The sequence below is a fragment of the Lampropedia aestuarii genome (assembly GCF_004803635.1).
In the GTDB taxonomy this organism is placed as follows: Bacteria; Pseudomonadota; Gammaproteobacteria; order Burkholderiales; family Burkholderiaceae_C; genus Lampropedia; species Lampropedia aestuarii.
This window is the reverse complement of the sequence record NZ_SSWX01000029.1, coordinates 1-13,090: the sequence shown is the minus strand read 5'-3', so window position 1 is coordinate 13,090 and position 13,090 is coordinate 1. Positions and strand designations below refer to the sequence as shown.

The window sequence follows — 13,090 nt, the reverse complement described above, 5'->3', positions numbered from 1 at the left end:
CAGGTGTTGCAGCGCTGCTGCTGGCATGCCCAGTCGTTTGGGCGCAGCCTCAAGCAATGCGAGAGCCTGTGGCGGTAGCTGAGCTGGAGCAAGCCATCCTGCAGCGTTTGGCCCAAGGCCAGAGTGCTGATGATTTGTTAGAGGTTTATCCACTGGATGCCGCTGCGCGTGTGATGCCTGCGCGTAACGGCAGCAACGTGGCGCGGCATCATGCGGCGCTGGCCAATTTGCGTGCTGGATTTGCTGGCCTGCATGTGCCATCAGAGGCCAGCTTGAATGTGGCAGAGGCCGCGCTCTTGGAGTATTCCGTTGCACAAGCCTTATTGCTCAATGAACTGGATGATACCGAGCAGCGTTTGCGCAGTGCAGGGCTGACAGACAAGCTCAGGCGCGCGCAAGCCCACCATGCGCAAACCAGGCAGGCTGTACAAACGCTGTCTAGCTTAGCCACACAAGCATTGCAAAACGCCAAGGATGAGCCCGCTGCTACGCAGCCGACGCTGGCAGTGAGACTTTGGGGCGCGCTAGGTGGCGCAGCTCAGCCTAGCAACCAAGCCTTAACGGCCGCCCTGCAAGCGATTGACCAAGCCCGTGCCACTTCGGAGACATTGGGGCCTGAGAACTGGTTGCGCGCCTCTTCGTTGCCTGCGGGCGTACGCAATTTGCCCGTCCACTCTCCGCAGACCAACGTGCTTGCGCCTGTGTATGCGATAGCGGAGGCGGATGATCCAAGACTGCTACCCGATGCACTGGACCTGTCGGAAATACCTGCCTACGCTGCGTTCGATGACGCATTACTGTTGAAGGCCGAAGCACTGGGATATGACTATGTACGTATCTATGAGTACGTCTTGAACGACATACAAACGCAGTGGTATGCGGGCTCTAGCCGAGGTGCCATTGGTACGCTGCGTGCGGGCCAGGGCAATAGCGTCGACCAAGCCAGCTTGCTGATTGCGTTGCTGCGTGCCTCTGGTGTGCCCAGCCGCTTTGTGCATGGCGTTATCGAGTTATCGGTTGAACAGGTGGCGGCCTCTCTGGCGCTGAGTGACAGCACCGCCGTGCCAGATGCTTTGCGCATGGCAGGCATTGCATATACGCCCATCGTGCGTGGTGGCCGTGTCGCCGCTGTCGAGTTGGAGCACACATGGGTAGCCGCCAAAGTGCCCTATGGCAACTACCGTGGTGCGCTGGTCGACACTAGCGGCCAGACTTGGATACCGATGGATACGGCGATCAAGCCGTGGCGTGCCAACTACCCCTCTGGAGCCTTGCGCCAGGCCTTGCAAAGCAAAAGCAGCCAAGCTTGGTTAGACGACTTTATCCGCACGCCTCAAAACCAGGACCTGCTTTCGCAATTGCGCGAGCAGGTCAAAGCACAGCAATTGGTGAACTCCGACGAGCAGTACCAGGCTTTGCTTGGAGGCGCTTACGCCCCAGCGGAAGCCTTCGGCTTGCTGCCCAATTCTTTGCCGTACCGCGTTAAAAATGTGTTCGCCGAAGCGGCGCAGCTAGATGCGCGATTCCAGTCCGAGGTGGCGCTGCGCCTGTACGGGGCGGATGGGGCGCTCGCGCTCTCGCACACCCTGTCTTTTGCACAGGCCAGTGCGGGCAGACTGACGCTGTCGTTCCAGCCTGCAACACAGGAAGACCATCGGGTCTCACTGCTGTACGGGGGCATGGACCTTGTTCCAATCTACCTGATTGACGTACGCGCTTCTTTGCGACTGGACGGCGAGCAAATCGGCATAGGCGCAGGCATCTTGGAAACCGGCAGTACGTCCAAGCTGGAAATCACCTTGCGCAACAGTGCCAGCGTGGAGACACTGACCAAACATATCTATACCCCGGCCTACCATGCGATCGCCATAGGACATGGCGAGCCTACCAGGGCACAACTGCCCATCGATGAGGAAAGCGAGGCAGCCAGGCAGCTCGATGGCTTGGCTCTGCGTTATATGCGTGAATGGCGAGCTGCGGAGGACGAGCTGGCTGCATTGAATGCGACGCCGCTTGTCCGGCCCTTACCGGCAGTGGCCGTCACGGGGACTGCTTTTGCTCCTAAGTACTTGAGTGGCGCGCCGTATACGCACCAATGGAAGGGCGTCACGATGGATGCGTTGTTGCGCGTGACTGAGCCCGTTGGCAGCGCCCAGGCGCGGCGTGACTTTGTGCGTCTTTCAGCACTGCAGGGGTCTTTTTTAGAGCACTACATTTTTGAGGATCAACTCAAAGTAGACAGTGTCTCTGCCGACAAGGTGTTGGCACAAGCAGACCAAGAACCGTTGCAGGTCAATGCCGCCAATTTGGATGCGACCTTGGCAAGTCTGGATGTGCACGATGCCATCAAAACGGAGCTGCGGCTCTTTGTGCAGCTGGGCTATAAGGTCATCTTGTCAGGCCAGTCTTTGCAGCGCAACATCTGGAATGGCCGTGGTTGGTGGGTAGAAGATCCGGCCACAGGCTCTTCAGGTTGGTTTATCTCGGGTCGACTCGCCGGGGGCAGCACCACAGAAGAGCCTTCCCAGTGGGCTTTGCAGCTGATGGCCGCGGTGTTTGCTTCTGCCCATGGCCATGGATCGAATCAAAACCCGACCCAGGCGGCGAATCTGCAGGCCGTTGGTGCATGGAATGGCCAAATGGTCACGGCCAATCAATGGACCACCGAAGGCTTGTCGGTGCGGGTAAGTGACAGCCGCGGTACTTCGGTAGAAGGGGTGTCGGTGGTGTTTCAGGCCTTTGATGGCGAGTTTGAAGGTGGGAAGCAAGCGCACACAGCGGTAACCGACGCTTTTGGTATTGCCCGCTCACCGTTGGTCAGGGCGTCGAAAAGCACCGATGTCAATCCCACCCATTTGCTGCTTAATCCGCAAGACGAATACGTCACCCGCGCCGGGCGCAATTATGTGGATGCATACATCGTCGGCGAAAAAGGCCGGTTCAGCTTGCCTGAGCCAATGGTGCTGAATGTGCTTCCAGATACGCCTACGCAATTGAACGTCACCAAGGAGTCAGGACTGGCAGCGCCTAACTTTGCCTCTAGCGTATTTTTGGAGGTGCTCGACCAGTATGACAACCCAGTTGCTAACGCAGTCGTGACCGCTTCATCGAGCGCTGGCACCTCCAGTTGTGATGACAAAAGCACTATGCCGCTGACCTTCAGCGACGGAGCAAGCTGCCAGGCCAACGTTGGTGGCAATCTGTGTGGTGCCACTGCGCTTGAACTACGCACGAAGAGCAATGGCGTAGTGGCTTACTACATCATCGCAGGCAATAGCAACAACATGCAATACGCGCTCCACTTTGCTGCAGCGGGCCAAAATATCTCACGTACCATCGAAACCCATGGCACCTGCCAAGGGACTGAATTGAATGCCTTCATTGCCCACAACTTCCCTGTCGACAAGTTTGGGCAAGCGGCATTGGCAACCGTGCCTGGGGACGAGAGCCAATTGGCCATTCCCTTTGATTTGTATTACATGCGCCATGACTATTGGTTTGATGGCGACAACAACATCCATTACCGGCCATACGGCAAGCTCTACCCTGTGCGTTCATTTGGCAGTGTGGCAGGGCAGTATGAGTTGGGCGCTTCACTGCGCGCCGAGGTGACCGGTGCCAGCACGTTCAATGCGTTCATGCGCTCAGGCCCAGTACCTGCGCTCTACACCGGTCAGGTTCACGTCGACAATGTAGAGGTCCTCACTGATACCAAGCGCGGTGTAGAACTCAGGCAAGTGCCTGTCAGCAGCAGCGGCCCCAGTATTTGGGGGGTGCAGGTCGTGATTGATGACGTCATCTCCGCAGTCGGCAGTGATCCACTCGATCCTGGTGTGGTCCACGTCAATGATTTTGGACGCAGCGCCTATCCGGCTGCACTGCGCTTCTCGATCTTGCCCCAGGCATATTCCAGTGATTTCCTCTGGCTCTATACGCTGCACAACGACCAGCTGCATGTGGAAGACCTGTGGTTGGGCAACCGCGCCAACCAATCGGTGCTGATCCCAAAAGGCACGCCGTTTGATCTTTCTGCACGCTACCTTGCCCAAGCCGTCTTGAATGCGGGCAGTGCCAATGCAATTCCCAGCGAACCATTCCCGATTCCACTGAATTCGCGCATCGTGCGTGATTACACCCGATCCGCCAGTTTGCGTACCGACGTTGATTTGGTCAACGACCGCAGTTGCCGCATCGGTGCATCCTTTGACTTCACCTTGAATGTCAGCGCGACGATGACCTTGACCGCTACTGCGCTAGATGACGATGCCAGCAACCCGCAGCCCACGGGAGCCGCAGTGACGCTGATCGATGCCCAGGAATACGCTGAGGGCGAGAGTAGCTTCGCACTCGATCCCGACATACTGCTGCCGCGGCGCAATGGCTATTTGTTAGAGCTGACAGCCGAAAGCGCCAGCTTGCCAGGTCAGATCGAGCAACTGACGGCACGTTTGAATGTCAGTTTCGAATTCAACGATGCCGTCCCTTTGCAACACACCTTGATCAAAGGCGTCAATGTCAAAAGTGGCCGCATGGTGCAAGCCGGGCCAGGGCTTGAGTACACGGGCAGGGGGCCTCAGCTGGCCTTTCGCCCGATGTACAGCAGCGCTGCAGGCAGCGTAGGCGCGATGGGCAGAAACTGGACACACAACCTCGATGCTTCACTGAGCATCACCCCTTGCGGCGACGTCATCATCAATGCGGGTGATGGCGGTTCAATGCGGTTTTTACGCAATGAGGCAGGCCAATTCATCCCGAATAAGGGCCATCACGGCAGCTTGATCTTGAACCCTGACAACACCTTTGACTTCTACGGCAAAGGTGGCTCACGCTACCACTTCCAGTATGTGGGTGCGCAGCGCGCGAAGTGGCAGCTCAAAACTGCGACTGACCCGAATGGCAATACGCTGAATTTCTCGTTTAACACAGAGGGCGACCTGGTCACAGCCACCGATGGTGCGGGGCGTGTGCTTTCTTACCAATACCAATCTGCCACCATAGACAGCCAGCGTGTAGCGCTGATGACCGAGGTGCGTGGCCCTGACAACCAGCGCATCACGATCAGCTACGACGCCCTAGGCAACGTGACTGCCATGGACAAAAATCAGGGGGCTTGGACCGAGTCCTACGGCTATGCCTTACCAGGTCATAGCACGCAATACCTGATGACCAGCCGCACCGATCCTGCTGGGCAAGTGACCAGTTTCACCTACGACGAAACGCCCATTCGCTACCAAGGCGGTGGCAACCCTATCGAGTACACCATTCCCACAGGCCGGGTCGCCAGCATCACGGCTACCGATGGGGGGGTGACCCAGTTTGACTACGCCACGCTGGAGGTGCGCCAGCCTCAAACCACCATCGTCACCGACGAGCGGGGTGCCAACACCACCTACACCACCAACGCGTATGGCAGTGTGGTCCAAATTGATGCCCCTGCAGGCACCACCCGCATGGAGTGGGACAGCCTCCAGCTCTATTTGCTCAGCCGCACTGAGCCGGGCGCAATTACCACTGAATACACCTACGATGCAGCAGGCAATATTGCCACCGAGGTGAAAGCGGGCGTGGAAGTCAAGAGCCATTGGCTTATTCAAACCGCGGCACCCTTCATCAAAGACCGGTTGCTCTCGCGCACCGATGGGCGCGCTTACACCACCACCTACGAATACGATGCACGCGGCAATCTACTCAAAGAAACCCGCCCTGAAAGCGTGCAGTTAAGCCATACCTATGCCGCCAATGGCGACCGACTCACGACCACCAATGGCAATGGCCATACCACGCGTTTTACATGGGATGCGCGCGGCATGCCAGCCAGCCAGACCGACCCACTCAATCGCACCAGCACGTTTGAGCACGACGTGCGAGGTCGGCTCATTAAAACGGTGGTCCCGGCCACGACTGACACAGGCGTCACCCACCACCAGTACGACAGCCTTGACCGGCTGATAAGCACGTCGCTTGCCGATGGGGGCATCATTCAGTACCAGTACGACAGCCTGGGCAATAAGAGCGAAGAAACCGATCCTGAGATGCGTACCACGACATGGAGTCACGACCCGATGGGCCGCATCCTGACCCACACCACGGCAGCAGGCACCAAGACCTATACCTACGACAAAGCGGGTAATAAAAAAACCGAAACCAACTGGAGGGGACAGGCATTGGCCGCCTATGACTACGACCCAGCCAATCGCTTGGTGGACCGCCGCGAACAATCCAGTGCTGGTGAGTTGCTCACGCAATACACCTATGACGCGGCTGGCAATCTGGCCACCGAAACTGACCCTAGAGGCCATACCACCACATACAGCTATGACGCATTTGGGCGGCGTACACAGACCACCGATGCTGCTGCCGGCATTCATCGCATGGAGTATGACAACAACGGCAACCTGCTCAAAGAAACCAATCCGCGCGGGCATGCCACCACCCATAGCTACGATGGTTTGAACCAACGCAGAACCAGCACCTACCCCGATGCAGGCACAGCCAGTTTCGTCTATGACAAAGCCGGTCAGCTGTTGACGCAAACCCAGCCTGAAGGACGCACTACGACCCGCCAATACGACGCGGCCGGCCAGTTGATCAAGCTCACCGATGCGCAAGCCCAAAACACCGAGTACCAGTACGACAACGCAGGCAATCTACTGCGCGAAATCGACGCACGGCTTAAAGCGCGCAGCTACCAATACGACGTGATGAACCGGCGTCTTCAAGAGCGCGATGGTGAAGGCCATGCCAGCTCGTACAACTACGACAAAGTGGGCAACCTGGTGCGCCATACGCAAGCCAATGGCAACGTCATTGTGCACCGCTACGACGCACTCAACCGGCGCATAGAAACCACCGACAGCTTAGGCCTGGTGGGGCGCTGGGAATACGATGCCGATGGCAACCTCAGCAGTGAAACTGATGCCAAAGGCCAGACCAGCACACACAGCTACGACGCCAAAGGCCTGCGCACAGGCAGCACGCTGCCGGCGCTGTAAGCCAGCGGCTCCAATCAAATAAAAAGCCAAAGAGCAAACACCAAAGAGAGCGCTTTATGAACACAGGCAAGCAAGCACCGAACAGCGCCACGCAGTGGCGCCAGTTGCTGTCAAGCGTCAGCATCTTGCTGCTGCTGGCGATCGTGCTGGTCGCCGGCCCCGCAGAAGCGGCTCGCAGTCTGAGCTACAGCTACGACAAGGCTGGCAACCTCATCGAAGAGACCGATGAACTCGGTCAAACCATCGAGCACAGCTACGACCCGTTGAACCGCAAGCTGCAGAGCCAAGACAGCCTTGGCCTGCTCGGGCAGTGGGGCTGGGATGCGGCGGGCAACCTCATTGAAGAGACCAATGGCGAAGGCCAAGCCACCACCCACAGCTACGACAGCCTAGGCAGAAGAGTCGAAAGCACCGACGCGCTAGGCCGGCTGGGCACTTGGAAATACAACACCGCTGGTGATCTGGTCGAAGAAACTGACGGCAGAGGCATTGTCACCAGCCACAGCTACAACCAACGCGGCCAACGCACCAGCAGCAGCCGTGATGGCTATGCCTACGAAACCCTGGAATACGACCCGGTTGGCAACCTGCTCTTTAGAAGCGACGGCAAAGGCAACAAAGAAGGCTGGCAATACGACGGGCGCAACCTATCGATCGCCCATAACCGGCTGCTGGCCTCGATTACCAGCTACCAATACGACAGCATGGGGCTACTCGTGCAAGAGCGAGACCCTGAAGGGCGCGTTACCACCCAAACCTGGAACCCGCGCGCACGCCTGATCAGCCGCAGCCGCAACGCCCAAAGCGAAACGGGCAAAGAAACCACCCAATACGAATACGACGCCAACGGCAACCTCAGCAAAACCACCTACCCCGAAGGAGGCAGCCAAGAGCTGCGCTACAACAGCGCCAACCAGCCCAAAGCCATCGAAGATGCCGCTGGAGTGGCCCAACTGGGCTACGACAACAAAGGGCAACTCACCAGCCGCACCGACCCGCTAGGCCACACCACCACCTACACGCTGGACGCCCGAGGCCAAAGAGTCGAAGTGCTCTATCCTGGCAACACCGGTCAGACCAGCCACAGCTGGGACAAAGCAGGGCGGCTGCTCAGCACCACCCAAAGCATCCACGGCCAAAGCACCACCAGCAGCACCGAATGGGATGCAAGAGGCCAGGCCAAAAAAATCAGCTACAGCGCCCTGACAGGTGCAGACGGGCTCAGCCACGTCAGCAACACCTACGACGGAGCAGGCAACCTGCGCACGCGCACCATTGAAGACGCCAGCGGCAGCAGGGCCGAAACCTATGAATGGGACCCCTACAACCGCCTGATCAAAACCACCGACGCGCAAGGCACGACCCTCAGCCACGTCTGGGACAAAGCAGGCAACCGCAGCCACACCACAGCGCCAGCGGCCAACGGCCAAGCGGGTGCTGTACAAGTGACCAGCTACAACTACGACGTCTTAAACCGCCTCACCCACATCCAAGCGGGCGGGCACACCAGCACCAACAGCTACGACCGAAGCGGGCGCATCACGCAAACAACCCAAAGCGGGGGCATTAGAACCAACCAAAGCTGGGACGGTGCAGGGCGCATCCAAAGCATTAGCCACAGCAAAACCAATGGCACAGGCAGCACCACGCTGCAAAGCACGCACTACACCTACGACAAAAACGGCAGGCGAATCCAGCAAGACCAACAAATTGGGCACGACAGCAGCAGCCCAGGCTACCGGCAGACCACCACCACCTACGAATACGACGCAGCCGACCGCCTCCAAGCCACCAGCGACAGCGATGGGCAAAGCGAAAGCTACCAACTCGACGCGGCAGGCAACAAAACCCACATCACGCGCAGCGGCTACGCCAGCAACGCCAGTGCCAGCACCACCAACAGCCAACCCAATGGCCTCAGCACCCTCAGCTACGACGCCAGAGGGCAAATAGAACGCCTGAGCACAGCCGAATACCGCATTGACTACCAATGGGACCAGGCCGGGCACCTGACGCAAGAAACCACCAGTGGCAGCAGCCAAGCAGCGCAAAACCACACCAAACGCTACCAATGGAACGCCGCAGGCCAGCTCATTGGCATAGAGCAAAACGCCAGCCCGATAGCGAACTACCGCNTACCAATGGAACGCCGCAGGCCAGCTCATTGGCATAGAGCAAAACGCCAGCCCGATAGCGAACTACCGCTACAGCGGCCAAAGCCTCAGAGACAAAAGCCAAACGGCCAGCGGCGTCAGCCACACCGTGTGGGACGGAGAGTTTGCGTACCTGCTGCAAGACCAGCAACTGCAAACCCTGACACGCACAGAACACGATGGGCTGAGCCCCATCATCGTGCATGCGCAAGACAGCTACAAAGAAGTGCTGCTGCGCGACGGATTACAAAGCATCACCGCCAGCGTGCAGGCCACAGACAGCAGCCTGCAAAGCCACAGCGAATACGACGCCTGGGGCCAACGAGAGCAGCAAGGCAACACGGCCAGCCGCCACGGCTACACCGGGCACCTGCAAGACACCGAGAGCGGGCTGATCTACGCCAGAGCACGGTACTACAACCCGATGCTGGGGCGATTTATTAGCCAGGATCCGTTGGAGGGCACACTCAACAGCCCTATTACGTGGAATGCCTATGTGTATGGCAATGCCAATCCGTTGATGTACTGGGACCCCACAGGAGAGGCTGGCTGGCTGACTTGGTGGGAAGAGACCACGGCAAGCAGCGTTGAGAGCTGGGGGCAAAGCCAGCAGCAAGCAGAAGCCAACCAGCAACAATACCGGTCTGCTGGATACGGTTTCATGAAAGGCTTGGCCTCATTGGGTCATGCCAGTGCATGGGGCTGGAATGCCACCAGTGACCTGATTGTTCGCAATAACGGGCTGGCAGGCTACGAAGAGGCTGCTGTTGCCATGCAGAGGAAAGAGCAAACGCTTGCGGATGCTTTTGAGGCAACAGGCCAAGCGGCTAGATACGTCAAAGAGAACCCGGCTCAAGCGGCCAAGCAGGCTGCTCAAGGCATCGCCGACTTTGGCTCAGGACTTGTGACTGGTGATGCCCGTTCTTGGGGTACAGCAGGAGAAATGCTTTCGGGCTGCGCGTTGATGCCGGCTGGTTGCGCGCGCTCAGTGGCGGCAGCGGGAGCAGGTGCCCGGACATTGGTTCGAGAAGCTGGAGAGGCGGTATTCAGTGGGCCTGTTGCAGGAAGCCGGACGGCGCAACTTGGTGCTGTTAATATTGGAGAAGGTAAGGGCCTTGCGGCTAATACTAGACCGGAGGTTTCATCCAGTGCATCTTTATTACCTGAGCCTGCTGGTGCTTTGAACGCAAGTAGCGCAGTGAGGCCTGGACAAACTGGAAGTTATGGTGATTTAAAAGCACAAAAGAGAGTATTTGGTGAAACCGAGCCTCTTGATATGGATCACCAGCCATCTTTTGCAGCCCAAGTTGCTGCACGCGAAGCGGCTTTTGGTAGAACACTGACTAAAGCAGAGCGTGTGGCATTGAAGGCAAGTACTCCGGCAATTGCATCGCCAAGAAGGGTACATCAGCAAACTAGTCCAACTTACGGAGGTAGGAATACACAGTCACGAATCGCAGAGGATGCTGCGGACCTTAACGACGCTATGACTCGGGATAGGGCCGTTTTCTATGAAGCAATGAGAAACAGATGAAACTAACAATTGAAATGCTCGCCTATTATTTGGGCAAAGAAGCTTCATTCCTGTTGAGTGAAGCTCCTTTTAAAAACTGGATTTACGAAAAATCTTTTGAAAACGATCTTGAGGAAGTTCGAATTGATTATATTTTTCCTCAGGAAGGCTGTGATTTTGTTTGTGATGAGACAGACAAGTTAATCACTATTTTTCTTTATTCTGATGAGTCACGATTTTTTAAAGAAAATATTGAGGATTTGCCCTTCAAGTGCAGCAGAGAAGAAGTCCTTGCTCGCTTAGGGAGTCCATCCAAAAGTGGTGCAAAGATCAGCGATCCAATTCTTGGGAATTATGGGGCATGGGATCGTTTTGCACGTGATGGTTACGTCATACATGTAGAGTATCGGTTCGGTTTTGATTTTATTAATAAAATTACATTAATGCGATCTGATGTTGTGCCTTAATCGTATTTTTTTAGTAGCACTGGTTGCTGAATTTTGGTTGATTTCAGATTGGTTGACTTTATAGATGAAAAGATTTTGAATTGGACTGGAAAAAAGAAATAGCGATATCCCATCTTATAAAGCAGGGAATAGCAGAAATTGATGTAAATGGATTATGGTTGAATACTTTGCCTGAGGTGGCTGCGTCAGATGAGCAGTTGCGAAATCTTGAAGCCTATCTCGGTTACGAATTAAATTATCAGTATAGGAGTTTCCTGAGTTATGCAAATGGCTGGAGGGCTTTTTCAGGTTATATTGATATATTTGGTGTCGATGATTTTTTTGGGAGGGCAACGAGCTCAAGTTGCGATTGAGTTAATGGATTTACTGGAGCCATTGGAGGAGATATGCGGATTTGAAAGATCCAGCTTAATTCCAATAGCAGTATCTTCGAATGATATTGATATTGTAGCTATTACCCAGTCATGGTCTGATACGCCTGGGAGAGTATTTTGGCTTGCAGGGGGTCTTGTAGAGACTTATGTTGACTTTAATGAGTGGTTTTTGTCAATGGTTGATTATAATAGATTGGAATATGCGCAGCTATTAAAGGAGAATGCTAATTAGATTTTTGGCTGTATTGATCCGCTAAGAGCCGCTGAAAGGCCTCAGCAAACTTTGAGCAGTACAACTAGCAAGGTAGCGTGGGGATATTTCTGCCAACGCGGATGAAATATCCCGAAAAAAGCCTTTGTCTATTTTAGAAGCACCTTGCTGTCGAGATTCGTGTGATCAACTAGATCTTGACTCCTAGCAAGGCAGGGGAGCTACCAATGGAACGCGGCAGGCCAACTCATTGGCATTGCGCAAAACGCCAGCCCGATAGCGAACTACCTTTACAGCGGCCAAAGCCTCAGAGACAAAAGCCAAACCGCCAGCGACGTCAGCCACACTGTGTGGGACGGAGAGTTTGCGTACCTGCTGCAAGACCAGCAACTGCAAACCCTGACACGCAAGAGTCTAACTGCAAGGCTAGTTGAGAAGAAGGGGCGATACACACCACAGTTGCCAAGATTTGAAAATCTATCAGGCCCTCTTTATAAAATTAACGACTTTGAAATCAATAAGGTGTTTGCAAATCTGCCAGCGAGTGTGGTCAGTGCATTTTCCATATAATATAAGCCACCGATTTTCCCATCAGGTAGTCATTCGATTGAAGTAGACAGTAGTGCCTGTCTTGGTACCATTTTGATTTGGGCATCAGGATCAATGGATTGGCATATTTTTGACATCACAACTTCAATTGAAACCCTTAGTGGGCACAGTGAAGTTGGAGACATTGATGCGGTTAGAGAAAACTTGCTCACTATTTTTGGAGGAATTAGGATTCGAGATAGCGCTGTTTGAATTACATATGAGATCTTTTGATAAGTTGATAATTGCTTCGTCGCTTCGATAGAGGACGATTCAAGAGTTGGCGTTTAGATTTAGCAGTGTCTGCAAGTGGTAGTGCTTGATGCTAAACACGTGCCGCAGACTTACATGTATGGATACGTGTTATCTTATTCTCCGTAGAAGCTAGGCCCCATTTGAAGCTAGAGAGATGATGCGCAGCGTTAACGAATCGTATAAACGGGAGCAAATCGCATGAGTCAAGTACATGCTCAAGCGTGCACTGAATCGACCAGGGTTTTATAGATAGTTCGCAGCCTCCTATTTCAGTTTTAATAGGAGCCCATATGAACGCAAAACGTTACCCCGAAGAATTCAGGATTGAAGCAGTCAAGCAAATCCTTGAACATGGCCACAGCGTGGCCGATGTCTCACGCCGTATTGGCGTAAGCACCCATAGCCTCTACAAATGGATCAAGCTGCAGCAAATGCCCGCAGTACAGCGGCACGCGCAGCTCGGCCAAAGCGAGGAGTTGCGCCGTTTAAATGCCGAGCTCAAACGCGTCACCGAAGAGAGGGATATCCTAAAAAAGG

At 55.2% G+C, this 13,090-nt stretch carries 5 protein-coding genes and 1 pseudogene; all 6 read left to right on the top strand.

Translation table 11 applies throughout. The features are described from left to right. Positions 1 to 56 precede the first annotated feature (56 nt). Positions 57 to 6,992, top strand: a complete 6,936-nt coding sequence (locus E8K88_RS16265) for a transglutaminase domain-containing protein (RefSeq protein WP_168797370.1) — start codon at positions 57 to 59, stop codon at positions 6,990 to 6,992. A 56-nt stretch (positions 6,993 to 7,048) separates the two neighbouring features. Continuing rightward, positions 7,049 to 8,095: pseudogene (locus E8K88_RS18680) on the top strand (hypothetical protein); the annotation flags it as partial. A gap of 1,159 nt (positions 8,096 to 9,254) precedes the next feature. After that, positions 9,255 to 10,679 carry an RHS repeat-associated core domain-containing protein gene (locus tag E8K88_RS18415; RefSeq protein ID WP_476703255.1) on the top strand — a complete coding sequence of 475 codons (1,425 nt, stop codon included), beginning with the start codon at positions 9,255 to 9,257 and terminating at the stop codon, positions 10,677 to 10,679. Continuing rightward, on the top strand, positions 10,676 to 11,125 hold the full coding sequence (locus E8K88_RS16250) for a hypothetical protein (protein WP_136407729.1): 450 nt from the start codon (positions 10,676 to 10,678) through the stop codon (positions 11,123 to 11,125). The genes E8K88_RS18415 and E8K88_RS16250 overlap by 4 nt, the downstream gene beginning before the upstream one ends. 80 nt (positions 11,126 to 11,205) lie before the next feature. Continuing rightward, a complete protein-coding gene (locus E8K88_RS16245; RefSeq protein WP_136407728.1) occupies positions 11,206 to 11,478 on the top strand; it encodes an SMI1/KNR4 family protein in 273 nt (90 codons plus the stop codon). 1,365 nt (positions 11,479 to 12,843) lie between these two features. Beyond that, positions 12,844 to 13,090, top strand: a 247-nt coding sequence (locus tag E8K88_RS16240; RefSeq protein WP_168797369.1) for a transposase, incomplete at its 3' end; no start/stop codon positions are given.